This is a genomic window from Exercitatus varius (assembly GCF_029577735.1).
GTDB lineage: Bacteria > Pseudomonadota > Gammaproteobacteria > Enterobacterales > Pasteurellaceae > Exercitatus > Exercitatus varius.
Genome location: NZ_JARQTO010000001.1, coordinates 488,957 through 514,523, shown reverse-complemented (window position 1 = coordinate 514,523; position 25,567 = coordinate 488,957). Strand labels below are relative to the sequence as shown.

The 25,567-nt window shown below is 43.5% G+C and carries 24 protein-coding genes and 2 pseudogenes; 14 read left to right on the top strand and 12 right to left on the bottom strand.

What is annotated here, in order from left to right:
- Positions 1 to 16 precede the first annotated feature (16 nt).
- The gene (locus P7M01_RS02400; RefSeq protein WP_202937681.1) at positions 17 to 757 is read left to right on the top strand and encodes an MIP/aquaporin family protein; all 741 of its coding nucleotides are present in this window, start codon (positions 17 to 19) and stop codon (positions 755 to 757) included.
- 90 nt (positions 758 to 847) lie between these two features.
- Here P7M01_RS02400 and P7M01_RS02395 read toward each other — a convergent pair whose 3' ends face one another.
- Together P7M01_RS02395 and P7M01_RS02390 are read right to left on the bottom strand one after the other, a co-directional pair.
- Entirely contained in the window at positions 848 to 3,088 is a 2,241-nt protein-coding gene (locus P7M01_RS02395) for a nitric-oxide reductase large subunit (RefSeq protein WP_317482903.1), read from the bottom strand.
- Between the two features lie 214 nt (positions 3,089 to 3,302).
- Positions 3,303 to 3,538, bottom strand: a pseudogene (locus P7M01_RS02390) (triose-phosphate isomerase); the annotation flags it as partial.
- Between the two features lie 22 nt (positions 3,539 to 3,560).
- On the opposite strand from P7M01_RS02390, the gene P7M01_RS02385 reads away from it, so the two are divergent.
- Together P7M01_RS02385 and P7M01_RS02380 are read left to right on the top strand one after the other, a co-directional pair.
- Complete coding sequence (locus P7M01_RS02385) at positions 3,561 to 3,731, top strand: hypothetical protein (RefSeq protein ID WP_317482902.1); 171 nt, start codon at positions 3,561 to 3,563, stop codon at positions 3,729 to 3,731.
- A gap of 256 nt (positions 3,732 to 3,987) precedes the next feature.
- A complete protein-coding gene (locus tag P7M01_RS02380) occupies positions 3,988 to 4,950 on the top strand; it encodes an oxidoreductase (protein WP_317482931.1) in 963 nt (320 codons plus the stop codon).
- Between the two features lie 51 nt (positions 4,951 to 5,001).
- On the opposite strand, the gene purR is transcribed toward P7M01_RS02380, so the two are convergent.
- Positions 5,002 to 6,012 (bottom strand): HTH-type transcriptional repressor PurR, encoded by a 1,011-nt coding sequence (gene purR / locus P7M01_RS02375; RefSeq protein ID WP_317476313.1) that lies wholly within the window; start codon positions 6,010 to 6,012, stop codon positions 5,002 to 5,004.
- 188 nt (positions 6,013 to 6,200) lie between these two features.
- Here purR and citD point away from each other — a divergent pair, with 188 nt between their 5' ends.
- The 5 genes from citD to citG all read left to right on the top strand — a co-directional run bounded on the left by citD (position 6,201) and on the right by citG (position 10,853).
- Positions 6,201 to 6,488: a citrate lyase acyl carrier protein gene (gene citD / locus P7M01_RS02370; protein ID WP_202937671.1), complete on the top strand. Its 288-nt coding sequence runs from the start codon at positions 6,201 to 6,203 to the stop codon at positions 6,486 to 6,488.
- A gap of 14 nt (positions 6,489 to 6,502) precedes the next feature.
- Positions 6,503 to 7,378: a citrate (pro-3S)-lyase subunit beta gene (gene citE, locus P7M01_RS02365; RefSeq protein ID WP_202937833.1), complete on the top strand. Its 876-nt coding sequence runs from the start codon at positions 6,503 to 6,505 to the stop codon at positions 7,376 to 7,378.
- A 14-nt stretch (positions 7,379 to 7,392) separates the two neighbouring features.
- On the top strand, positions 7,393 to 8,895 hold the full coding sequence (gene citF, locus P7M01_RS02360; protein WP_202937670.1) for a citrate lyase subunit alpha: 1,503 nt from the start codon (positions 7,393 to 7,395) through the stop codon (positions 8,893 to 8,895).
- Positions 8,896 to 8,965: 70 nt separating this feature from the next.
- Positions 8,966 to 9,445, top strand: coding sequence for a ribonuclease E activity regulator RraA (gene rraA, locus P7M01_RS02355; RefSeq protein WP_317484815.1), 480 nt, complete (start codon positions 8,966 to 8,968; stop codon positions 9,443 to 9,445).
- A gap of 19 nt (positions 9,446 to 9,464) precedes the next feature.
- Entirely contained in the window at positions 9,465 to 10,853 is a 1,389-nt protein-coding gene (gene citG / locus P7M01_RS02350) for a triphosphoribosyl-dephospho-CoA synthase CitG (RefSeq protein WP_317482901.1), read from the top strand.
- 245 nt (positions 10,854 to 11,098) lie between these two features.
- Here citG and can read toward each other — a convergent pair whose 3' ends face one another.
- From can to P7M01_RS02330, 4 genes are read right to left on the bottom strand one after another with little or no spacing between them, the layout of a single operon-like run.
- Complete coding sequence (can, locus tag P7M01_RS02345; RefSeq protein WP_202937667.1) at positions 11,099 to 11,788, bottom strand: carbonate dehydratase; 690 nt, start codon at positions 11,786 to 11,788, stop codon at positions 11,099 to 11,101.
- Positions 11,789 to 11,808: 20 nt separating this feature from the next.
- Positions 11,809 to 13,176: a nucleotide 5'-monophosphate nucleosidase PpnN gene (gene ppnN, locus P7M01_RS02340; RefSeq protein ID WP_317475215.1), complete on the bottom strand. Its 1,368-nt coding sequence runs from the start codon at positions 13,174 to 13,176 to the stop codon at positions 11,809 to 11,811.
- A gap of 2 nt (positions 13,177 to 13,178) precedes the next feature.
- The gene (queF, locus tag P7M01_RS02335) at positions 13,179 to 14,018 is read right to left on the bottom strand and encodes an NADPH-dependent 7-cyano-7-deazaguanine reductase QueF (protein ID WP_317482900.1); all 840 of its coding nucleotides are present in this window, start codon (positions 14,016 to 14,018) and stop codon (positions 13,179 to 13,181) included.
- On the bottom strand, positions 14,008 to 14,799 hold the full coding sequence (locus P7M01_RS02330) for a Zn-ribbon-containing protein (protein WP_317482899.1): 792 nt from the start codon (positions 14,797 to 14,799) through the stop codon (positions 14,008 to 14,010). The genes queF and P7M01_RS02330 overlap by 11 nt, the downstream gene beginning before the upstream one ends.
- A 59-nt stretch (positions 14,800 to 14,858) precedes the next feature.
- Here P7M01_RS02330 and P7M01_RS02325 point away from each other — a divergent pair, with 59 nt between their 5' ends.
- The gene (locus P7M01_RS02325; protein ID WP_317475542.1) at positions 14,859 to 15,173 is read left to right on the top strand and encodes a YqcC family protein; all 315 of its coding nucleotides are present in this window, start codon (positions 14,859 to 14,861) and stop codon (positions 15,171 to 15,173) included.
- Positions 15,173 to 15,889: a tRNA pseudouridine(65) synthase TruC gene (gene truC, locus P7M01_RS02320; protein ID WP_317482898.1), complete on the top strand. Its 717-nt coding sequence runs from the start codon at positions 15,173 to 15,175 to the stop codon at positions 15,887 to 15,889. The genes P7M01_RS02325 and truC overlap by 1 nt, the downstream gene beginning before the upstream one ends.
- Positions 15,890 to 15,987: 98 nt before the next feature.
- On the opposite strand, the gene P7M01_RS02315 is transcribed toward truC, so the two are convergent.
- The gene (locus tag P7M01_RS02315; protein WP_202937662.1) at positions 15,988 to 16,131 is read right to left on the bottom strand and encodes a hypothetical protein; all 144 of its coding nucleotides are present in this window, start codon (positions 16,129 to 16,131) and stop codon (positions 15,988 to 15,990) included.
- Between the two features lie 429 nt (positions 16,132 to 16,560).
- On the opposite strand from P7M01_RS02315, the gene P7M01_RS02310 reads away from it, so the two are divergent.
- Genes P7M01_RS02310 through P7M01_RS02300 form a run of 3 tightly spaced genes read left to right on the top strand, consistent with a single transcriptional unit; the run spans position 16,561 to position 20,191 of the window.
- Complete coding sequence (locus tag P7M01_RS02310; protein ID WP_317482930.1) at positions 16,561 to 17,772, top strand: ATP-binding protein; 1,212 nt, start codon at positions 16,561 to 16,563, stop codon at positions 17,770 to 17,772.
- An 11-nt stretch (positions 17,773 to 17,783) separates the two neighbouring features.
- The gene (locus P7M01_RS02305; RefSeq protein ID WP_317482897.1) at positions 17,784 to 19,331 is read left to right on the top strand and encodes an AAA family ATPase; all 1,548 of its coding nucleotides are present in this window, start codon (positions 17,784 to 17,786) and stop codon (positions 19,329 to 19,331) included.
- Positions 19,328 to 20,191, top strand: coding sequence for an HNH endonuclease (locus P7M01_RS02300; protein ID WP_317475222.1), 864 nt, complete (start codon positions 19,328 to 19,330; stop codon positions 20,189 to 20,191). Before P7M01_RS02305 ends, P7M01_RS02300 begins: the two co-directional genes overlap by 4 nt.
- Before the next feature lie 162 nt (positions 20,192 to 20,353).
- On the opposite strand, the pseudogene P7M01_RS02295 reads toward P7M01_RS02300, so the two are convergent.
- The 4 genes and pseudogenes from P7M01_RS02295 to P7M01_RS02280 form a co-directional block, all read right to left on the bottom strand.
- Positions 20,354 to 20,690, bottom strand: a pseudogene (locus tag P7M01_RS02295) (aldo/keto reductase); the annotation flags it as partial.
- A 193-nt stretch (positions 20,691 to 20,883) separates the two neighbouring features.
- Positions 20,884 to 21,534, bottom strand: coding sequence for a bifunctional 4-hydroxy-2-oxoglutarate aldolase/2-dehydro-3-deoxy-phosphogluconate aldolase (locus tag P7M01_RS02290; RefSeq protein WP_317482896.1), 651 nt, complete (start codon positions 21,532 to 21,534; stop codon positions 20,884 to 20,886).
- A 15-nt stretch (positions 21,535 to 21,549) separates the two neighbouring features.
- Positions 21,550 to 23,343, bottom strand: a complete 1,794-nt coding sequence (gene edd, locus P7M01_RS02285; RefSeq protein ID WP_317482895.1) for a phosphogluconate dehydratase — start codon at positions 23,341 to 23,343, stop codon at positions 21,550 to 21,552.
- 9 nt (positions 23,344 to 23,352) lie between these two features.
- The gene (locus P7M01_RS02280) at positions 23,353 to 23,874 is read right to left on the bottom strand and encodes a gluconokinase (protein ID WP_317482894.1); all 522 of its coding nucleotides are present in this window, start codon (positions 23,872 to 23,874) and stop codon (positions 23,353 to 23,355) included.
- Between the two features lie 342 nt (positions 23,875 to 24,216).
- Between P7M01_RS02280 and P7M01_RS02275 the strand changes: the two genes are divergently transcribed.
- A complete protein-coding gene (locus P7M01_RS02275; RefSeq protein ID WP_394853424.1) occupies positions 24,217 to 25,560 on the top strand; it encodes a GntP family permease in 1,344 nt (447 codons plus the stop codon).
- Positions 25,561 to 25,567: the final 7 nt, after the last annotated feature.

Genomic DNA, 25,567 nt, shown 5'->3' with positions numbered 1-25,567 from the left:
ATATGGAGATTTTCTTATGAACGCTTATTTAGCCGAATTTTTAGGCACGGCACTATTAGTCTTAATGGGTAACGGCGTAGTTGCCAATGTGTGCTTAAACAAAACAAAAGGTAACGGTTCCGGTTGGATTGTGATTACAACCGCGTGGGCATTTGCCGTATATGTTGCGGTCGTGGCGACGGGGGAATATAGCGGTGCACATTTAAATCCGGCAGTCACGATCGGCGTTGCCGTGAAAGGTTCATTTGATTGGGCAATGGTTCCCGGTTATATTGCCGCGCAAATTGCCGGCGGTGTGCTTGGCGGATTCATCGTCTATTTATTCTACCGCGATCACTTCCTCGCTACAGACGATGCGGCTTCAAAACGCGCTTGTTTCTCAACGGAACCGGCAATTCGTAACTATGCAAATAACTTGTTCTGCGAAATCATTGGAACCGTTGTTTTAGTTTCTATCATCTTCTTTATTTCATCCGGCCATGTCATGTTGCCCGGTTCAGACACACCGGCACCGATAGGTTTAGGTTCAATCGGCGCTTTACCGGTCGCAATTCTGGTTTGGGCAATCGGTTTAAGTTTGGGCGGTACAACCGGTTACGCCATTAATCCTGCTCGAGACCTGGGACCGCGTATCGCATTAGCGTGCTTAGGTAAAAAACTCAACACACCGGCGGACTGGGCTTATGCATGGGTGCCCGTTGTGGGTCCAATGATTGGCGGTATTATTGCGGCAGTCGCTTATAATGCGATTATGTAACGGAATATTTCGGTCAAATTAAAAAGCCGTCTTTGTGAAAAGATGGCTTTTTTTACCTTATATTGGCATATTCTGAATATTTTATTGTGGTTATTTTTTATGACTGAACGTTAATCGCGTTACTTCATAGGCAAATAATACGGCGCCAAAGATCAGGATTAAATCACCGATCGTGCGTAACCAGCGCAATGTCTGGAGAAAATCCTGTTGTAGAAAACCCTCGCTACGGGCATACCATAACCCTTCGCTGATACTGGCGGAAACCTGGTATAAGCCGATTGGCAGTAAGCTGATGGCAATCATCAGTACTAAACCTGCATTCATTGACCAGAAACCTGTTTTCATGAGTTTCTCATTGAATTGGAAATCAGGTTTTAAGTAACGCGCTACAAGTAATACGAAACCTAATGCCAGGAACCCGTACACGCCGAATAGAGCGGCATGCGCGTGGACGGCGGTAGTATTTAAACCTTGCAGGTAAAATAATGAAATCGGTGGGTTAATCAGGAAGCCGAATACACCGGCACCCAACATATTCCAGAACGCTACAGCAACGAAGCACATTAAAGGCCAACGTAATTTTTGCATCCATGTGGTTCTATGTTGATATGACCAATGTTCATAGGCCTCATTTCCCAAAAGCACCAACGGCACGACTTCCAATGCGGAAAATACTGCACCGGCGGCTAATGCCGGTGTTGTTGTACCTGAAAAATAGAAATGATGTGCAGTTCCAGGAATACCGCCTACAAGGAACAGGCTTCCCGCCATCAATGAGGCGATGGTTGCACTATGATAGCTGACTAATCCCAGATTGTAGAAAATAAATGCTAATGCACAGGTCGCAAATACTTCAAAGAAGCCTTCCACCCATAAGTGCACGACCCACCAACGCCAATATTCCATTATCGTGATAGTGGAATGTTCACCATAGAATAACCCCGGTCCGTAGAAGAGTCCGACACCGATAATTGAAGCGATAAAAATGGCAAGTAAGTTTTTGTCACCGTTCTGTTTGAAAGAATGACGCGTGCATCGTAGCATCAACCATAACCAAACCAGGAAACCTACAAATAACAGTAATTGCCAGAAACGTCCTAAGTCTAAGTATTCATAGCCTTGATGACCGAACCAGAAGTTTAGTTCCGTAGGAATCCGGTGGCTCAATGCAAAGAAGTTACCGCTGTAAGAACCGATTACCACGAGCAATAATGCAAAGAACAGGAAATTTACCCCGAACTTCTGATATTTCGGATCTTTTCCGCCGTTGATAACCGGAGCCAGAAATAGGCCGGCAGTTAAAAAACCTGTTGCAATCCAGAACAAAGCGGATTGAATATGCCAGGTTCGGATTAAGGAATAAGGGAGCAGTTGAGAAATATCCAAGCCGTAGAATTTTTGACCTTCAACCGTGTAATGCGCCAATACACCGCCTAACCCGACTTGGACTACAAATAATGCCAAAGTCAGAAAGACATATTTCCCTAACGCTTTTTGTGACGGCGTTAAATTTAATTTTAACAGAGGATCGGTTGTCGGCGCTTCAGGCACTTTCTCATTATGATTGCGAAAGAAAGAATAGCCCCAGATCAGGAATCCGATACCGGCAATTAAGCAGACGATAGAAATCAGTGACCACATAATGTTTTCCGTCGTCGGTACATTATTAATCAAGGGTTCGTGTGGCCAATTGTTAGTGTAAGTGACTTCCGCATTCGGCCGGCTAGTGGATGCCGCCCAGGCTGTCCAGAAGAAAAAATCCGATAATTTCTGACGAGCTTCGGAACTCGGCAGTGTATTGTTTTTCATTGCAAAGGATTCACGGGTTGGAATCATTGATGGATCATCGCCATATAATTTATCGTAATAATCAGCGGTTTGACGAATTGCCTGTAAACGGGTATTGGATAATACGACATTGCCGTCTTCATTCACGCGGCTATGATGGCGATATTCTTCGCGTAAGGCAGCCTGTAACGCGGCTTGAGCGGTCGGATCTAATTCGGCATATGTTTTTTGAAACATGGTTTGTGCCGTAATATCCAGCCATTCGGTTAATTCGCGATGAAGCCAATCGGCCGTCCAGTCCGGCGCTTGGTATGCACCGTGCCCCAAAAGAGATCCCACTTCCATACCACCGGTTGTCTGCCAAGCGGTTTGACCGGCGAGAATATCGCTTTCCGTTATCACCGTTTCGCCGGTTTCAGACACATAAGCTTTGGGAATCGGTGGTGCCTGACGATAAACTTCAACGCCCATATAACCGAGTATCGTAAAGGTTACAGTGAGTACGATGACTAGGATCGCCCACAGTTTTTTATATTTTCCCATGGTTTACTCCTTAGAATAAGGTTAGTTAAAATTCTGTTGTATTCGGAAATGATTAATAAAATATTTTAATCAATCAAATACCTGACTAATTATATCAGGTATAAGGTGGCTAGAAACACCTAGAAATAAGTAAATAAAAAGTGCGGTTGAAATTTTAATTGTTTTTTTGACCGCACTTTAGTATTTCGCCGCAGTAATTTAAATAAATTCCAATTTATTCAGTCAATAAACCGGACATTAATGTATAAAATTTCTCTGCGTCCCAGGCGCTGCGTCCGATAAACAAGCCGTCGATATGCGGTTGGACGAATAATTCGGGCGCGTTTTCCGGGTTAACGCTGCCGCCGTAAAAGACCGGGATTTTATTCCCTTCTTTGCCGAACAATTCGATTAAACATTTAAACATTGTTTGATGACCGCCTGTTTAGCGTCGGCATAGTCGGCGGACGCCGACCCGACGTTTGCTCCGCATGTGCCGCTTGCTACCGCGCAATGCGCGACGGCTTCCATCATTACTTTATTCCTTTGCCCGTTTGTGGTGGCGTTCTTTGACCGTCAAATGCGCAAAAACAAATTGGGTATTTATTCGCCGGAAGGTTGGGCGGGTAAAGAAATGGCGGCCAAAGAAGGTTCCGCAGCCTAAGTTGCGGGCTTTCTTAAGATAAACATGAATTCGCGGACTGATTTCTGTCATGAGCGGAAATCAGTTCTTTCATTTGGTATTGATAACGTAAAAAAACTCTCGAATTTTTTACCGCACTTTTAGGGCAAACCGTTAGCATCGCCACAAGAGATAAAGTCGGTTTATGTTTTTTAATGAATCAGGCTTAAGGGTTATTTTCTTTTTGAGTTAAAAATCAGTAGAATACGCCCACGATTTTATGACTGAGAGACAAAAAATGAATGCATTGAACATCGCTATTGCCGCAGAGTTTGAGCTATGTGAGAAATTAACCGAATTTTTAGCGCAAAGCGTACTGGACATCGGCCGGGTTTCCGTTGTGGAAATCGTGCCGTTTAATGAAGAGCAGGGCGTGCGTTTTAACCAACGCGCGGTGGAACAGATTTCTCCGGATGAAGCGGATTGGTCGAAATTCGATTATTTGTTATTTGCCGGCAACGCCGGTCATGCGCCGCATATGGCAAATGCTGCGGAAGCGGGCTGTGTGGTGATTGATATGAAAGGCGTCAGCGCGGCGATTTCCGGTGTGCCGGTGGTCGTTCCCTCCGTGAATGACGGTGACCTGACGGAATTGCGGGCGCGCAATATTGTGGCTATGCCGGATCCGCAGGTGAGTCAGTTGGTGTTAAGCATGGCGCGTTTTATCGAAGAAAACCGGCTCAATCATGTTTTAGTCACCAGTTTGCTGCCGGCGTCTTATACGGACGGCGAAACCGTCGGTCGGCTGGCGGGGCAAACCGCGCGTTTGCTGAACGGCGTTCCGTTGGATGAAAACGAACAACGCCTGGCGTTTGATGTGTTCCCGAAAAGTGCGGGCAATTTAACGGCACAATTTCAGAAAATTTTTCCGGCGCTGAATGTGACATTCCACAGTATTCAAACGCCGGTATTTTACGGGATGGCGCAAAAAGTGACGGCGCTTTCGGATTATGAACTGGAAACGTCGCAATTATTGAATCAATGGCAACATAACGACTTCATTCAAGTGGAAGAACGGGTGATAACGCCGGTGCTCAACGGCGAAACGGAAAGCGATGAAGAAACGGTAAAATTGCATTTGGGTAACTTAAGTGCGGTGGAAAACGGCATCGAATTTTGGTCGGTGGCGGATGAGCAGCGGTTTAATCTGGCGTTTCTAACGGTGAAATTACTGGAAAAAATTGCGCGTCAGTTACATTGATTGGCATCGTCATGCAGCAAAAGAAAACCTATCCGGCGGATAGGTTTTTTGTTAGTTTTGGTTTAAATTTTTCACTGATTTGCGAATGACCAATTCGGGATGAATTTCAATGGTTTCGCGTTTGGAGGATTTATCCTGAATGCGCTCGAACAATAATTGTAACGCCCGTTCGCCCAAGCGGGCTTTGGATTGATGAATCGTGGTTAACGGCGGGGCGCTGAAACGGGAAATATGCACGTTATCATAACCGATAATAGAAAAATCTTCGGGCACGCGGAAACCTTTTTCCGTAATGGCGGAAATGGCGCCTAACGCCATTACGTCGTTACAGCAGAAAATCGCGCTAGGGCGGTGCGTTTGCGCCAGCAAGCGGTTCATACATTCGTAACCGTCTTCAGGTTCGAAAGATCCTTCCAGCAACCAATCGGGATTCATTTCCAGTCCGGCTTCATGCAATGCTTTTAAAAAGCCTTCGTAACGCTTCCGCGCCGTGGTTTTTTTCAGTTCTGCGCTGAGATAAGCGATCTCTTTGTGCCCGTTATCCACTAAATGTTTACCGGCTAAATAACCGCCTTCAAAACTGTTATCTAAAATCCGATCGGTGTTCGGATTCACCGGACCCCAGTCCATTACTACCATCGGCAAATCACTGAACGATTTCATTAAATCCAGGCTGTCCGCCGTGTATTCGGAGCACATCACTAAAATGCCGTCCACGCGTTTTTTTACCAACATTTCCAGGTGATTTTTAATTTTTTCGGGATTGTTTTGGGTATTGCACAAAAACAGAGAATATCCTTGGCGATAGCAGTGATCTTCTACTGCGTGAATGATTTCCGCAAAATACGGGGCTTCGCTGGTGGTGACGATCATACCGATGGATTTTGTCGTGTTCACTTTCAAACTGCGCGCCACGGCACTTGGCGAATAATGTAACTGTTCGATTGCGTTTAAGACGATTTTTTTGGTTTCTTCCGCCACATGGCGTGTGTCGTTAATGACGTGAGACACGGTTGTGGTGGATACGCCGGCTAATTTTGCGACGTCCTTAATAGTTGCCATAATGTTCTCCTTTGAGCTTTCGGCTATTATAAAAGCCGTTGTTAAATTTGTAAAAATAAAAGCCGAAATAATGATTCATTTATTTATTGATTTACATCAAACATAACGCTTTTTGATTACCCAAAATAATTTTACCTGATTATAATGATTGAAGTCATTTAAACATGTATACAAGTAAGGAATGTATTATGCAAATAACCAAGACAGCAGTAGCCGGCACACTGGAATCCAGTGATGCGCAAGTGCGTGTTGCACCTGCAAGTACAATTGAAATTGAGCTGAATAGTTCTGTAGGCAAACAATTCGGCGATGATATTATTGCGACATTGAAAGATGTGCTGAAACAGCTTGATGTGACTGCCGCACAAATTGTCGTTGAAGACAAAGGTGCGTTAGACTGCGTATTGCGCGCGCGTTTGAAAGCGGCGTTGTTACGCGCAACCGATGAACCGATTAACTGGGAGAAAGTGCTATGAGTCAACCAATTAAAATGAAATTGAGAAGAAGTATGCTGTTTGTTCCCGGTTCAAATGCGGCAATGATCAGTAATACCTTTATTTATCGTCCTGACTCAATCATGTTTGACTTAGAAGATGCCGTGGCATTAAAAGAAAAAGATTCGGCCCGTATGTTAGTTGCCCATGCGTTACGTCATCCGCTTTATCAGGATATCGAATGCGTGGTGCGCGTAAATCCGTTGGATTCCGAATTCGGTTTAGCCGATTTAAATGCTGTTGTCCGCGCCGGTGTTGATGTGGTGCGTATGCCGAAAACCGAAACCGCTAAAGACGTTGCGGATATGGACGCGGCAATTACCGAAATTGAAAAAGCATGCGGTCGTGAAGTGGGTTCAACCAAAATGTTAGCGGCAATCGAATCTCCGTTAGGTATTACTCAGGCAAACCAAATCGCTACGGCGTCAAAACGTTTAATCGGTATTGCATTAGGTGCGGAAGACTATGTTCGTAATTTAAAAACCGAACGTTCACCGGAAGGTATCGAATTGTTATTTGCTCGTTGTTCAATTCTTCAGGCCGCGCGCGCAGCCGGTATCCAGGCGTTCGATACGGTTTATTCTAACGCCAACAACGAAGAAGGTTTCTTAGCGGAAGCGGCGTTAATCAAGCAATTAGGTTTTGACGGTAAATCTTTAGTGAATCCTCGCCAAATCGAATTACTTCACAATTTATTTGCACCGACACAAAAAGATGTAGAGCAAGCGCAAAAAATTATTGATGCGGCGGAAGAGGCGAAACGTAACGGTTTAGGCGTCGTTTCATTGAACGGTAAAATGATCGATGCGCCGATTATTGATCGCGCGGAATTAGTGCTTGAACGTGCTAAACATGGTATTCGTGAAGAGTAAGGGAGATAATCACTATGACAACCAGAGAACAACGTATCGAAAAATTTAACGGCGGTAAACCTGTTTATCGGGCCGTGCCAAAATCAGAATCTCTCGCTCGTACCGAAAAAGATCGTAAAATCTGCGATTCCCTGGAAGACGCAATCCGTCGTTCGGGTCTAAAAGACGGCATGACCGTTTCATTCCATCATGCATTCCGTGCCGGTGATTTTGTGGTAAACATGGTGATGGATAAAATCGCCGAAATGGGCTTTAAAAATTTAACCTTGGCATCAAGCTCATTAATCGACAGCCATTTTCCGATTATCGAACACATTAAAAACGGCGTGGTCACCAAAATCTATTCGTCCGGTATTCGCGGTAAATTGGCGGATGAAATTTCTAAAGGGATCTTAAAAGAACCCGTTAATATTCACTCTCACGGCGGTCGCGTACATCTGGTGAAATCCGGCGAATTACATATTGACGTAGCCTTCCTTGGCGTACCGATGTGCGATAAATTCGGTAATGCGAACGGCTTCACCGGTAAAAGTATCTGCGGTTCATTGGGGTATGCCCGTACCGACGCGGAATACGCGGATAAAGTGGTATTATTAACCGAAGAATTCGGCGAATATCCGTTAAATCCAATCAGTATCGGTCAGGATAAAGTCGACCTGATCGTTCAGGTTGATGCGGTGGGCGATCCGAAAAAAATCGGTGGCGGTGCAACCCGTATGACGACTAACCCTCGCGAATTATTAATTGCCCGCAAATGTGCGGAAGTGATCTTCAATTCCGGCTACTTCAAAGACGGCTTCTCGTTACAAACCGGTACCGGCGGCGCATCACTGGCGGTAACCCGTTTCCTGGAAGATAAAATGCGTCGTGAAAATATCACCGCCAGCTTTGCTCTGGGCGGTATTACTTCCAGCATGGTGGCGTTACACGAAGCCGGATTAATCAAAAAATTAATCGATGTACAATCCTTTGATAAAGACGCGGCGGAATCTTTAGCCCGTAACCCGAATCATATTGAAGTTTCTGCGAATCAATACGCCAATTTCAGTTCTAAAGGCGCGTCCGTCGAACGTTTAGACGTGGTAATTCTTTCCGCATTGGAAATCGATACCAAATTCAACGTAAACGTATTAACCGGTTCCGACGGCGTGATTCGCGGCGCGTCGGGCGGTCACTGCGATACGGCGGCTTCCGCGCAAGTGGCAATCATTGTTGCGCCGTTGGTTCGCGGCCGTATTCCGACAGTGGTTGAAAATGTACTGACCTGCGTGACACCGGGTGAAAATATCGATATTTTGGTTACGGATCACGGTACGGCGGTTAACCCGAAACGCCCGGATTTAATCGAAGCGTTAACGGCGGCAGGCATCAAACTGTTCACCATTGAAGAACTTTGCGCCCGCGCTTACAGCATCACGGGTAAACCGAAAGATATCGAATTTACCGATAAACCTGTTGCGATTGTACGTTATCGCGACGGTTCGGTGATTGATACCGTATATCAGGTGAAAGAATAATTTTTGCATGATGTTGTGATGGCACAAGATGATCTTGTGTCATCCTTTTTTATTTAGTCGCGGAGGTATGATGAAAGATTTTCAAACGGCGGATCTTTGTGATGCTTATCCCGATGTCGCATCCTGCACCGTCGATTTCAAACAATACGGATTATGCAAAAAATTCTACGGCAGAATTCGTACCGTTTCCTGTTATTTAGACAACGTTTTATTACGCCGACTGGTGAGTCAGCCGGGAAACGGCGAAGTGCTTGTGGTAGACGGCAAAGGCGCGAAAGATTGCGCGCTGATGGGCGATAACATTGCCAGAATCGCCATGGAAAACGGCTGGGCGGGCGTGATTATTTTCGGTATGATTCGAGATTCGGTCGCCATCAATAACATGAATTTCGGTATAAAAGCCTTAGGTTCTAACCCTAAAAAATCCGCTAAAAAGGGGACCGGAAACGTGGATGTGACGGTGACTTTCGGAAACCTGAGCTTTACGCCTTCACATTTTGTTTACAGCGATGAAGACGGTATTATCGTCTCGGAAACCGCGCTTATTTGATTTATCGTATTCTTATAAAATGTTCAGCAGATTTTTCAAAACATTTTCATTGCAAGGGCAAGAAATTGCCCTTGATCAGCTTTTAGCCGCCCGAGAAGCGCGTGCATCGTTGCAACAACAATGTCTGGAAAAATATCGCCGGACCGTGCTTTCTTTAACCTTGCTCGCCGTCGGCGGCGTGAAGAAAAACGAATTGCTGGATTACGCCTTTGAAAAAGCGTTGCAAAATTTGACCGCACTTTTTACCGAATTAAACGTTCGGCCCACCGAATCCTTTATCCGACCGTTGCCAACCGGTCACGAAGCGTTATTTGTGTTACCGGTGGACGCGCCCTTATTGAAACGGGCGACAGTGCGACTGGAAGACGGCTCGCCTTTGGCCCGTTTATGGGATATTGATGTGATTGCCGCCGACGGACGCTTGCTCAGCCGCACAGAGTTCGATTTTCCGCCGCGCCCTTGTTTGATTTGCAGCGACGACGCCAAGGCCTGCGCCCGTTCCCGTAAGCACGGTTTCGAGGAAATTTACGCGGAAATGCAACGGCGTGTGCAGACCGCTTATTTTGCCGAACAAATTGCCGACGGTGTTTATCGCGCATTGGTGCGCGAAGCCCGTCTTTCGCCCAAACCCGGCTTGGTGGACAGCCTAACCAACGGCGCTCACAAAGATATGAATTTGCACACTTTTGAACAAAGTGCGACGGCTTTACGTCCTTTTTTTGCCCGATTTGTGCTGGCCGGAATGGCGAGCGCCAAGTTGCCCGAATCCGAGGTTTTGACGGGTATTCGTCCTTTAGGGCTGGAAGCGGAAAAAGCGATGTTCCGGGCGACAGCCGGCGTGAATACTCACAAAGGCGCGATTTTTGCTTTTGGCCTGGTTTGTACGGCAATCGGCAGAATATACGCCAATCATGACGAAGCCTCGGTAGAACGCATTTGTCGTTTGGTGTCCGCTTTCACCCAAGGTCTGACGGCGGAACTGGCGCATTATCCCGCTCATTTGGCGGAAACCGCCGGCGTGAAACTGTATCGCGAATTCGGTTTAACCGGCGCGCGCGGCGAAGCGGAGAGCGGCTTTGCAATCGTTCGGCGAAATTTTACTGTGTTGACATCCAATCAAACGGAATCCTTTGACAATCAATTATTAATCATGCTGTTAACTTTGATGGCGGAAAATCAGGATACCAACGTGGTGCATCGGGGCGGAATAGCGGGATTAACTTTCGTTCAACAGCGTGCCCGCGCGCTGCTGGAAGCGCAAAAAACTCATCAAAATCCGACCGCACTTTATGACGCGCTGACGGCATTTGACTCCGATTGCATCGAACGAAACTTAAGCCCGGGCGGAAGCGCGGATTTACTGGCGTTAACCATTTTCTTTCATTCTTTACAGCCGGCCCGAGATTAAGTTTTTTCTGCGAATTTGCCGTTTGCTGCAAAATAGAGTAGGCAAATGTGTTGCTTGCTGTTAGAATGCCGAAACTTATGGCAATTTTAGGAGCGTAACATGAGCGATTTAGGCTACGGCATTATGATGTCGATTCTTGCATTGGCGATTGTTGTGGGTTTGGCAGTCGCCATTTTCTAAAAAACAACGAAAAAAACGCCCGCACTTGAGGTAAAAGTGCGGGCGTTTTTTTGACGATTTTCTCATTATTCGGGAGCGTTGACATCCCGTTTTAAAATTTCCTCTTCCGGCATAGTTTGCAGGCGGGCAATGGCGTTGCGGTATGAAATTTCAAGGCTTTCCCGGCTGGTCGCCAATACGCCTTGGTCAATCAGATAACCGTCTTTTACATCGTAAACCCAACCGTGTAAGGACAGTTTTTTCCCGCGTTTCCAGGCATCCTGAATAATGGAGGCGCGCCCCAGGTTGTAAACCTGTTCGGCAACGTTCAATTTTGTCATCATATCCGCCCGTTTTTCCGGCGATAAATTTCCCAGTAAACTGCTGTGTTTGAACCAAATATCGCGAATGTGCAACAACCAGTTGTTGATTAAGCCCAGATCTTTGTTGGTCATGGCGGCATGAATCCCGCCGCAGTTGGTGTGACCGCAAATGATGATGTGTTCAATATCCAGCACGTCGACGGCATATTGCACCACGGACAGGCAGTTCAAATCCGTATGAATCACCTGGTTGGCCACATTGCGGTGTACGAACAATTCGCCCGGTTCCAGATTGGTGAGTTTTTCCGCCGGTACGCGGCTGTCGGAACAGCCAATCCACAAATAATGCGGCGTTTGATGTTCGGCGAGTTCGCGGAAATAATCGGAATTCTCTTCTTTCATGCGCAACGCCCAGCTGTGGTTGTTGGCAAAAAGTTGTTCAATTTTTTTCATGCATACTTCCTTTTTTCTTTTTATTTTTGATGAATTTCATAACATGGCACGTAAGCGTCGCCGGTCGGCAATTTCATTCGGTGTTGCTTAACGAAACTTTCCAGTAGTTTATCCATTTTTTTCATCAATTCGGGTGCGCCGTGCAGTTGAAATTTTCCGAATTTTTCAATTTGATCCTGCGTATCGGCTTTAATATTGCCCGCCACAATGCCGGAAAAGGCGCAACGTAAATTGGCCGCCAAATCTACCGCACTTTGGTTTAAATGAAGATTTAAATTCGCCATATTTTCATGAGTCGGTACAAAAGGCTGCTGGAAAGCGTAATCGATTTTCAACGACCAATTGAAGCAATAGCTGTCGTTATCCGCGTACCGCTGATGACGGACATCGCGCATGGCTTTTTGCATATGGCGTGCCACGGTGACGGGATCGTCAATAATCACGGTATACAGTTTTTGCGCTTCTTCGCCTAAGGTTTCCGCCACGAACTGATCGATGGCGGCAAAATAGTCGGCAGTTTCCTTCGGACCGGTCAGAATCAGCGGGAGCTGCTGCGCTTTATTGGCGGGATTTAGTTTAATACCGAGAATAAACATAAATTCTTCAAAAGTGCCGGGACCGCCTGCAAAAATGACAATACCGTGTCCCATACGCACAAAGGCTTCGAGACGTTTTTCGATATCGGGCATAATAATTAATTCGTTTACAATCGGATTCGGCGGTTCGGAAGCGATAATTGAAGGTTCCGTTACGCCGATAAAACGACTGTTTTTGACGCGTTGGTTGGCATGACCGATTGCCGCGCCTTTCATCGGCGCTTCCATCACGCCCGTGCCGCAACCGGTAATAATGTTAAGTTCGCGCAAACCGAGTTCCAATCCCACTGCGCGGCTGTATTGGTATTCCACTTCGCTGATGGAATGGCCGCCCCAGCAAACCACAAGATTCGGTTCTTTGTCGATATTTAAGGCGTTGGCGTTGCGCAAAATGCTGAACACTTGATTGGTGATGCTTTCGCTGTCTTGATATTTGTGCAACCCGAAACGTTGCATCATCGCATTGACAAACAAAATATCGCGCAAAACCGCAAACAGATTGTATTGGATATTGCGAATCATCGTGTCGTCGACGAAAGCGGTTTCCGGCGGATTATGCAGTTCCAGACTGACACCGCGTTCTTTAGCGACAAGATGAATATCAAAATTCTGGTATTTGTTTAATAAAGCGCGGCTGTCGTCGGTGGCGGCGCCGGAATTGAGTACCGCCAGCGAACAGTTGCGATAAAGTTGATAAAGGGAAGATTCAGCCTGACGCGTCAACTGACGCACTTCCAGATGGGAAAGCTGATCCATACTGCCTTTCGGATTAATATAGTAAATGTTGCTCATAATTATTGTCTCGCCAGACGAAAATTGTCCGGCACGGGTTCAAAATTGGATCGGAACGGATTGATGTCTAATCCGCCGCGACGGGTATAGCGCGCATATACGGTTAATTTTTCGGGCTTGGCATAGCGCATAATGTCACAGAAAATACGTTCAACGCATTGCTCGTGAAATTCATTGTGCTGACGGAATGACACAATATAACGCAGCAGTTTTTCGCGATCAATTTGTTTGCCGATATAATGAATCCGCACGCTTCCCCAATCGGGCTGACCGGTAATCAGACAGTTGGATTTCAGCAAATGACTGACGAGAGTTTCTTCCGCTTGCACGTTATTGGTGCAATCCGCTAACAAATCGGCGTTAAAGCCGTAATCCGAAATTTCAATGTCCTGATTGTCAATCACTTCGCCCGCGAGTTCGTGAATCGGCTGATTGGCGTAAAACGTTAAAAAATTTAACCGCACTTTTACTTCGCCTCGGGCGCAATCCTGCAAATCCCGCTGCATAACGTTCTGAACTTCAGCCATAGACGCGAATTTCGTTTGGTTAAAGCTGTTTAAATACAATTTAAAACTTTTCGATTCCACCAAATTTTCCGAACGAAAATCAATTTCCACATCCGCAATGGCAACCTGCGGCAAGCCTTTCGGATTCAGCCAGGAAATTTCGTAGGCGGTCCAAATATCCGCTCCCTGATTAAAAGGCTGCCGCGCGCTGATGCCCAAGCCGTCCCGATTTAGACGGCGCGGCACCGGTTGCAGTAAAGTGCGGTCGTATTTTGCTTTATATTCCGTTTTTTGCCCGAGCTTTAAGCCGCTCAGACTGTGGTCATCATAATTCATTTTGCCAATTCCAGGAGAAATTCGAAACAAGGCGACAATCATCGCATTTAAATGCAAAAAGGTCAAAAAGCGGCGCGGTTAACCGCCAGTTCCCGCCGCAAAGCGGGCAACGGCGGGCAAGCTCGGCGGCTGCGCTTTCGCCGCCGACGCGATAAAGATAATAAAACGTCGGAATGCCGGTGTGCCGTTCGATTTCCTGCGCTAAATAATAACCGTGTTTAAACAGATTGCCGCCGGTTTCGGAAATTTCCGCCAGCGCCTGCTGTTCCAATACGGCGCCGTTCATTTGCAGCTGATCGCAGGCCTGCCAGTTTTCCTGCCATTTGATCACATCCATGCTCAGATGCGGGAGTGCTTTCAGCTGTTTATACAACGGAATCGGCGCCAGCCGATCGCCGCTATGTAAAGGCGAACAGACCTGCAGATAAGTGGTGTAGAGCACTTGCCATTGCGGCTTGTCCGATGTAAAAGTGATATCGGAATTCAGATCTTCGCCGATAATCTGAAAACTGTCTAAAAACAGACCGCACTTTTCCGCCTGCGCCAAAGCGTTATTCACTTCAACGTTATTGTTTTCCGGCAATAAACTGGATTGTTCGGGGCAAATCACGCGCGCCGCCAAGCCGGTTTGGGTGTCCTGTTCCGCCGGAAAGACGGGAATTTCGCGACCGATAATCTGTCCGTTATAACGCCATTGGTCGATTACTTTATTCATCAAAGGCACTTTAGTCAGAGAATCGTCAGATGAACGATGTCGGAAAAAAACTTCAATAAGATACATTTTTTTGGCTATTTTCGTTAAAATGCCGTCATCTTAACCCATTGGAAAAATTTATGCCAATTCGACAAAAAACACGTCAAAATTTGACCGCACTTCAGGCGATTATGCATGAACTGGCGCTGTGGAAAAGCGTACCGCCCGGCGAAGAAGCCTTTCTCAGCGAGCAGCCGTTCGCCATCGATACCATGTCGGCGACGGAATGGCTGCAATGGATTTTCATTCCGCGCATGCACGCATTGCTGGACAGCAATCATCCTTTGCCGACGCAGATTGCGATTTCGCCTTATATCGAAGAAGCGTTGAAGGAACAGGAACGGTTGTCGGAGTTATTGCGACCGATCATTGAAATCGAACAATTACTGAAAAATCAATAATGCTGGAAATTTTATATCGCGACCAATATATCGTCGCCGTCAACAAACCCGCCGGCATGTTGGTGCACCGCAGTTGGCTGGACAGCCGCGAAACCCGCTTCGTAATGCAGACTTTGCGGGATCAAATCGGGCAACATGTTTTTCCCGTTCACCGTCTGGATCGTCCCACTTCCGGCGTATTATTGTTCGCGCTGAATAGCGAAATTGCCAATTTACTTTGTCTTCAATTTGAAGGAAAAACCGTGCAAAAAAGCTATTTAGCGGTGGTTCGTGGGTATCTGAACGGTGCCGATCGGATCGATTATCCGTTAAAAATTCAACGGGATAAAATCGCCGATAAATTCAGCCGGGAAGAAAAAGAAGCGCAAACCGCGGTGACGGATTACATCGGTCTGAATACCGTAGAAATGCCTTGGGCGGCGGGAAAATATCAGACTTCTCGCTATTCCCTGGTGCGATTAATTCCGCATACTGGCCGCAAGCACCAGCTTCGCCGTCATATGAAACATATTTTTCACCCGATTCTGGGTGATACTCAGTACGGAGATTTACACCAAAACCGTGCATTCGTCGATAAAACGCAGGTTTCCCGTTTAATGTTACATGCGGAAAAACTGGCGTTTCATCACCCGATAACGCAAATCCGCTTAGAAATACAGGCGGGATTTGATGAACCATGGCAACGGTTACTGCATCGGTTTGGTTGGGGAATATAAAAGTCTTAATTTTGAAAAGTCCAGTGGCTTTCGCAAAGGCTTGTTCCGTCGTATAACAGGTATCGGCGGTTGAGCCTGCGATCATCAATAACGGTTGATCAATCAATTCCGCTTGGTCGGTTGCGTCCCAAGTCATTAAGTCCAATAAACTGCTGGCGTTGAATTTGGATGGAAATGGGTTTTTCCATAATATTCGGCACCATCACGATACGATCCAGCTGGCATTTTTGCAATTTGCTCATCGCCTTTGCTTTCTAAAGTGCGAGCTTGTGCCGCTTGTTTTAAACGCTCTTGAAGTCGTTACCGCAGTTTTGCTTTTAGATGACCTAAAAATCTTTTTCGCTTGAAAAAGTGTGGTTGATATTTGGTTTTTCGTTGATAAAAATGTCGTAATGACTTGAAAATCCCCGAAGTAACGTACGGAGTTACGCATAGTATTGTTGCTCCGTAACGGTTTATTTCACCCGCAGTTATAAATAGCGAAAAAGACACCAAAGATAATCTTCAAATTAAGCAATCCGGCTTATTTTTTAATCATTTCACTCAATTTACTGTTTGTGATTAAATTACTTTATAATTGGAATTTTGGAAGTGTTCTGTGATAATTTTAAATATAATTGAAACTTTTTAGATTTAAGGGTGGAGTGTCAAGCATAAATGAAGGGAGTAATATGAAGAAAGATTTAGTTTATCGCCGGAAATACCTTGAAACGGTGCGTCCGTTTATCGGTAAAAGTTTGATTAAAGTGTTTACAGGGCAACGCCGTGTGGGCAAAAGTTATCTGTTGTTTCAGATTATGCAAGAGATCAAAGCTGCAGATAAAAATGCCCACATTATTTATATCAACAAAGAAGACTTGGCATTTAGCCACATTGCGACCGCTGAAAACCTGAATGATTTTGTACAAGAGCAGAAAAAGTGCGGTCAAAAAAATTACATTTTTATTGATGAAATTCAAGAAATTACAGGTTTTGAGCAAGCGTTGCGTTCGCTTTTATTAGATGACGAATTGGATTTGTATTGCACGGGCAACAATGCTCATTTGCTTTCACGGGATATTGCAGGTAGCCTGAGCGGGCGAGCCATTGAAATTAATGTCCATTCCCTTTCTTATTTTGAATTTCTTGAGTTTATGGAACTGGACGATAGCGATAAGTCAATGTCGCTGTTTTTGAAATATGGCGGTTTGCCTTATTTGAAAGACCTGCCCCTGCAAGACAATATTGTGTTTGAGTATCTGCGGAATATCTATTCCACCATTGCGATTCGTGACATTGTAAACCGTTATTCATTGCGAAATGTGCAATTTTTAGAGCAACTTACGCAATTTTTGGCGAGCAATATCGGCAATTTGTTTTCTGCTAAAAAAATCGCTGATTTTTTAAAATCGCAGAAAATTACCACTTCAAGCACACAGGTGCAAAATTATGCGGAATACCTTGCCAATGCCTTTTTGATCCACAAAGTGCCGCGCTATGATATTGAAGGAAAACGCATTTTTGAGATTGGCGAAAAATACTATTTTGAAGATTTAGGCTTACGAAACGCCCTGATTGGCTATCGGGTACAAGACCGTGGCAAACTACTCGAAAACTGCATTTTCAATCATCTTCAAATCGCAGGTTATGATGTCAAAATCGGCGGTTTAAATAGCCAAGAAATTGACTTCGTGGCAGAGAAAAACGGCGAGCGTATTTATGTGCAAGCCACGCTCACGATCAACGAAGAAAAAACGCTCGAGAGAGAATTCGGCAACCTGCTCAAAATTCAAGACAACTACCCGAAATATGTGGTCACGATGGACGAATTTGACGGCAATACTTTTGAGGGAGTGCAGTGTTTGAGTTTGAGGGAATTTTTGAAAATTATTTTGGATAGTTAAGGAAAATTTTTATGCAATTTAAATTATTTGAAAGAAGGGATAAATTTCCTAACAATGCTAAAAATTTAGTGTGTTTAACGGTAGATGGATGGAATGACTATTCCTTTGTCACTATGTTTTTTATGAATGTCTTTGATCATAATGGGGAAATGCATCGCATAGGAAATATTAAAATTGGCTTTAAAGGACAAAAAGAATCAATAGCGACTTATAAGAAAATTCAAGAAAACTTTCCTAATAACGTATTTGAATTACTACCTGATGATTTTTTCTCCCTTGGTCAAGATGTTGATTTTTATGTAGAACTAATGAAGTTACCTGATGGAATAGGAAAACAAATTCTAGATAAACTCAATGATATTGCTTTTAAACTTGAGATTTTTTCTAGTATCCAGAATGAATCTGTTCTTAATACTTCATTGATGAGAGGTATTAGAGAACAAACTATAACCGAGCAATTTAGTCGAGTTATAAATGGTAATGCACCATTAAGCGATTTTGAATTCTATTTCATTAGAGATGAAAAAGAAAAAATGGGAAATATCAGCCTAGAGTTTAAAGTTAAAGCTAATTCACAACCTAGTACAAATATACATGCAATTATAGGTAGAAATGGTGTTGGAAAAACAACGTTATTAAATGGAATGATTAAGTCATTTATTGATATGAAAGATGATTCTGAAGGTGCATTTCATAAGAGAGATCCATTTGGATTTTTTACTGGCGAAGAATTTAAAAAAATTGGTAATGATTATTTTAGTAATTTGGTTGCTGTTTCTTTTAGTGTGTTTGATCCGTTTATTCCTAATAATGATAAATCTAGTCATTATCACTATATTGGATTGAAAGAATCTAATGAAAAGTTAAAAGAGCCAGAAGCATATTTTGAACGTGATTTTTGGGAATCATTCTCTCTATGTAAGTCTTTTTTTGCGAAACGAGAACGATGGTTAAGTGCGATTCAAAATCTTGAATCAGATAATAATTTTGAAGAAATGAATTTAAGCGAACTCATGGACGACTCTTTCACTAAAGACCAGATACTGACAGTTGTTAAACGAATGAGCTCTGGCCACGCATCCGTATTGTTGATTATGACTCAATTAGTTGCAACAGTAGAAGAAAAAACTCTTGTTCTCCTTGATGAACCTGAAAGCCATTTACACCCACCACTATTATCTGCTTTTATCAGAGCACTATCTAATTTATTGGATAATAGAAATGGTGTTGCAATCATTGCTACTCATTCGCCTGTAGTTTTACAAGAAATCCCTAAATCATGCGTATGGAAAATTGAACGAACAAGAAAAAGAACGGATCCTTTCAGACCTCAGATTGAAACATTTGGAGAAAATGTCGGCGTTTTAACTAGAGAGGTTTTTGGTTTAGAAGTAATTAAATCTGGATTTCATAATTTATTAATCAAACAGGTAGAAACAGGAAAAAGTTATGACGAAATTCTTTTTGAATTTAATGAGCAACTTGGTACAGAAGCGAGGATTTTATTAAAAACACTAATTAGAATTCGAGATAGTAAAACTAATGAGGTGGCTAAATGATTCATTTAGATTTACCAAAAGAAATGCCTAGTTTCTCAGAAGTCATTGATTTATGTTGTACAAAAGACGTTGCGTACAAGCAAAGCGTCTTAAACGGAAAAAGTTTTTTACTGCAAGAAGCTGAAATTTATAAAAACTTAGCTATGAACAATGATTTATTCTTATTTGATACTACATTACCCAAGAATGAGATTATATTTGGAGATTTAAGAAATGAGCATATGGTTAGACTATATAAATATTGCTTAAGAAAGTGTCGATGTGGGGACATCTACGACACAATTATAAATCTTGCACAATCTGTAAAATGTCCGTTCTGCGGAGGAATAGGCAGGCCAACCCAAATAGATCATTTTCTACCTCAAGGTAGATATGGACATTTTTCTGTTTTTCCTGAAAATTTAATTCCAATTTGTAAAGATTGCAATACTGAATATAAAAAAGAGTTTTTCCCGACTCAAAAAGATAAGCAATTAATTCATCCCTATTTAGACGATCATGCCATTTTTGAAGAGCAATGGTTATACGCCGAATATATAGATGATGATTCGAATATTGGTAGTGTGAAATATTACGTTTCTCCGCCAGAAAAGTGGACTAATGAGAGAAAAGAAAAAGTTAAATTTCATTTTGAAACTTTCTATTTGTCTGCTCGATTTTCTGAGGTTGCAACAGGCAGCTTATCAGATTTACTAACCCAAATGCAGACTTATAAGAATGAAGGAAAAATAACAATAGAAGATTTTGAAATTAGTAGCATTGATTCAGTGATAAATAGAGAAAAAAGAGCTAATTCTTGGAAAAAAGCATTATTTTTAGCGGTAAAAGAAAAACTTCCAATTATATGGAGAAAAATTTGATCAAAAATGCCGTCTGAAACCCATTTTTAGACGGCATTCCTTTTTCACAAGCGGTCAAATTCTCCCAAAAACTTACCACAAACGCTTGAGTTTGAACGTTGGCTTTGCCTAAGGCTCCGAAGGAGCGAGCGAAGCGAGTAAAATCCAACCGCACTTCAAATATTACCCATGATACTCCGCCAACCATTTCACCATATTTGGATCACGGTGATTGAAGATAATTTCATCACGGTTGAGTGTGGCAATTTGGGCTAAATCTTCGTTGTCTAAGGTAAAATCAAAAATCTCACGGTTTTCGATCATTCGTTCTACTTTGACTGATTTTGGAATAATCGCTACGCCACGTTGGTTCAATCAACGCAACACCACTTGAGCCACAGATTTGCCGTGTTTTTGCGCAATTTGGGTTAAAATCGGGTTGCTGAAAATTTCAAACTTGCCTTCCGCAAGTGGTCCCCCATGCTTGTTGAAGGATGTCTAATTCCTTGTGGAAGGCCACTTATTCTTCGCGTTGAATCCATAATCTTGTGGATTGCCGTGCGAGTTTTTCACCGTTGTTTAAGGCGTTGGTGGAATGTTTGAAGTGAATTTAAGCGAGGTATCTAATTTGTTGGATGCAATCGTTTTCAGTCGAACTGTATAGGAATAACAATCCGCATGTTTCATATGCGGATTGTTATTTAGTTGTTCATTTATTTTTGACGCAATTCTTGAATTAATTTGACCGCACTTTGGCTTAATTCTGTGATTTTGGACCAATTTTTTTCTGCAATTGCCTCCGCCGGCAGCATCCATGAACCGCCCACAGTGGCAACGCAATTTAAAGCTAGGTATTCCGCTACGTTTTTAGCCGAAATTCCTCCGGTTGGGCAAAATGTCAATTGAGGCAGCGGTGCGGAGATAGCGCCAAGCGCTTTCGCCCCGCCATTGGCTTCCGCCGGGAAAAATTTGAGATGATCATAACCTAATTCCAATGCTTGCATCATTTCCGACGGTGTGGCTGTTCCCGGAATTAAACAAGTCGAATGAGATTTGGCATGTTGTAATAATTTGGGGGTTGCACCCGGGGAAATAACAAATTTTGCTCCATTTTTGACTACTTCGTCGTATTGTTCCGTTGAAATGACCGTACCGGCACCGACTAAGGCTTGCGGAAAAGTTTCGCTGATCAATTTGATGGCTTCAACGGCAATCTGGCTGCGTAATGTAATTTCAAAAACAGAAATTCCTCCCTCCAATAAAGCATTCGCCATGGGAATAGCATCTTCCAATTTTTTGATAACCATAACCGGTACAACGGGAGAAGCGGCAAAGACCGCTTGGGGTGATAAATTCCACTGCATAATTTTTTCCTCAAATTAAAATAAAACGGTTGCGCCTTCTTGGGCAGAAGAAACGTTTTTTCTAAATAACGCAAAAAGTTCCCGTCCACTATGATAATAGGCGGCGGATAAATCGGGTTGATAAGCTGAACGTTGTGATAAATCGGCTAGGCAATGAATAGTGCCTTTTTCAACATCAATTTCAACCATATCACCGGTTTGAATAAACGCTAACGGTCCGCCTTTCACTGATTCCGGACTCATATGGATAATCGACGGCACTTTTCCCGAGGCGCCGGATAAACGTCCATCGGTTACCAGCATTACTCGATAACCTTCTTCCATCACATTACCTAAAATTGGCATAAGTTTATGCAATTCCGGCATTCCGCGTGCCGCCGGGCCGCTATTCCGCACGACAATTACCGCATCTTGTTTTAACTGCCCGTTTTGGTAGGCACGAACAACCTCGTCTTGATCTTCAAATACCAAAGCAAGTGCGGTCAATTTTTGATGTGTTTTTTCTACTGCGCTGACTTTAATTACGCCACTGCCTAAATTACCGGAAACCATTTTCAGTCCGCCTTGCGGGCTGAAATATTGTCCGCGAGGTGCAATGACATCAGGATTTAAGCTGTCTTCAATGGAGTGATAAACAATTTCATTGTTTTTCAATGTCGGAATTTTGCAATAATCCTGCATGCTGCCATAAATCGGCGTAGCATCCAAATGAATTAATCCGCGATCGGCAAGTAATTTCATCAATAACGGAACGCCACCGGCTTGATGAAAATCATTAATATCGGCCGGTCCGTTTGGATAAATTCGGGTTAAAAGCGGAACGGCTTCCGATAATTGTGAGAAATCTTGCCAAGTTAAAATAAAACCGGCGGCGCGAGCGACCGCAATTAAATGAATAGTGTGGTTGGTACTTCCTCCCGATGCGAGAAGCGCGACAATTCCATTGACCAAACTTTTTTCATCCACCACTTTCGCTAACGGACGGAAATCATTGCCTGACGATTGGATTTTGAGCATCTGTTTGGCACAAAGTGCGGTCAATTTTTCGCGTAATTTGCTGTTTACCGGGACAAAAGCCGAACCCGGTAACATTAATCCCATCGCTTCAAATACCAATTGATTAGTATTTGCCGTACCGTAGAAAGTACAGGTGCCGACACTATGATAAGAATCATTTTCCATCGCTTGCAATTCATCCTTACCGATTAAACCGGCCGCATATTGTTGGCGCACCTGTACTTTATATTTATTGGATATTTTTGTTCCCATCGGGCCGCTAGGCACAAATGCGGTAGGCAAATGTCCGAATGATAAAGCGCCCATCAGTTGCCCCGGCGCGATTTTATCGCATATGCCGAGTAGTAAAGTGGCATCAAAGGTATTGTGGCTTAACCCAATAGCGGTGGCTTGTGCAATGAGATCTCGAGAAAACAAAGACAAATCCATGCCGGCTTGCCCTTGTGTAATACCGTCACACATAGCGGGAACGGCTCCCGCCACTTGAGCGCTATGTCCTAATTGTAGAAGTACAGATTTAATTTGATCCGGATAATCTTTATAAGGTTGATGTGCACTTACCATATCATTATAGGCGCTGATAATCGCCACATTCATCTTGGTAAAATTCAGAATATTTTGCTTTTCTTGACCACAACAGGTGGCGACAGTATGGGCTAAATTCCCACAACTTAGTCTGGCGCGTTGTTTTCCTTGTGCCAATTGCTGTTCAATTCGTTGTAGATATTGGGCTCTAAGCGATTGACTGCGAGCCAATATGTTATCGGTAACCTGCTTAATACGCGCATCCATATTCCCTCCTTAACCAAGTAACGGTTTGATAACTTGAACACAACGTTCTACAACTTCCTCAAAAGTAGCGTCGATATCAATCGGATATACATCGGTTTCATCTGCCTGAGGCACTTCTAACGTATCAAATTGACTACGCAACATTTCCGCTTTCATATAATGACCTTCACGTTGTTGCATACGTTTAAGCACCAAGTCAAAGTCTCCGCGCAAGAAAATAAATTTCACATCATTACTATCGCGGATTAAATCGCGATATTGTTTTTTTAGCGCCGAACAAACAATAATTCCCCGCTCGGATTTTTGTTCCAAACTAAAAGCCGCATCGCGAATACGTTCCAACCAAGGGGCGCGATCTTGATCATTTAACGGTTGACCGGAGCCCATTTTTATAATGTTGGCTCTTGGATGAAGATCGTCGCCATCAATCAGTTTCATGCCTAAACGACGGGCGACTTCCGTACCAATACTGGTTTTGCCGGTACTGGATACGCCCATTAAGATAAAACTCTTTCCTTTATTGTTACTCATACATATTTCTCCAAACAGTAAAACTAAGGCTATTTTAGATTGTTACCGGTAACAGTAAAAGGTTTTATTTCTATTTCATCGTGATTTTATGATCAAGATCACATTTTTTCTCAAAACAAGGGAATTTTATTGTGGTAAATAAAATAAATAGATTAAAAATCACCCAAAAAAGCACAAGGGTAGTTTTAAAATTTAGAAATTAAGTGATCTATGTCACAAATTTGATCAATTTATTCATTAATCAATTGCGAATATTTTTGTTATCGGTAACATTTGCGTTGTCGATAATTACTTTTCATATTAAATTACGGAGGAAAAAGTATGAGTGACGCAGCTTCGCTGATGTTGATTGCACTAAGTGCGGTCATTATTTTGCTTGTTTTGATCATGAAATTTAGAGTTCATGCCTTTGTCGCCTTAACGTTAGTCAGCTTGCTGACAGCTTTAGTTACCGGTATCGAAGTGAATAAAATTTTACCTACTTTATTAGGTGGCTTTGGTAGCACACTGGCATCCGTCGCCTTGTTGGTGGGTTTAGGCGCTATGATTGGTCGTTTGTTGGAAATTACCGGTGGTGCGAAAGTATTAGCCGACACGTTGATCAATAAATTTGGCGAGAAAAGAGCACCTTTTGCGTTAGGGATTGCCTCATTATTATTCGGTTTCCCTATTTTCTTTGATGCCGGTTTAGTGGTGATGTTGCCGATTATTTTTAGTGTGGCAAAACAATTCGGTGGTTCCGTATTGCGTTATGCGTTTCCTTCCGCCGGTGCTTTTGCGGTAATGCATGCTTTTTTACCTCCGCATCCGGGTCCGGTTGCATCCGGTGATTTACTCGGTGTTAATATGGGGTTACTCGTGCTTGTCGGCTTAATTTGTGCGATTCCGACATGGTATATTGCAGCTTATTTGTTCAGTCAATATTCCGGTAAAAAAATTCATGTTGAATTACCAAAAGCATTTTTAAATACCGGTCCGATTAATGAAACGGCGAACATGAACCCGCCAAGTTTCGGTAAAGTGTTATTCATTTTATTATTACCATTGTGCTTAATTTTATTGGATACCGGATTAAATACTTTAAGCGTGACCAAAGTGATTGACGGTTCGCAAACTTGGGTTGAGGCGCTGCGTTTACTTGGAAAAACACCGGTTGCACTTTTGATTACTTTGCTAGTTTCTATTGTGTTATTAAAAGAGCAACGCAGTTATGAACAAATTGAAAAAATCTGTGATAATGCGTTAGGTCCGATTTGTGCAATCGTATTGGTGACCGGTGCGGGCGGTATGTTTGGCGGCGTGTTACGTGCCAGCGGAATTGGTGAGGCATTGTCCGGCATGTTAGCAGACACCGGAATGCCGGTTATTGTCGCGGCTTTCTTTATCTCTCTCGCTTTGCGAGTAGCGCAAGGTTCCGCAACGGTGGCGCTTACCACAACTGCCGCTTTAATTGCGCCGACAGTTGCTGCGACAACAGGATTAAGCCAATTTGACCTTTGTTTTATCGTGATTGCCATCGCTTCAGGTGCAACCGCCTTATCTCATGTGAACGATTCCGGTTTCTGGTTAGTTAGCCGTTTCTTGGAAATGGATACGAAAACCACTCTAAAAACTTGGACAGTGATGGAAACGTTAATCGGGCTAGTTGGCTTTGCTATCGCTTTAATTGGTAGTATTATTCTATAAATTTTTA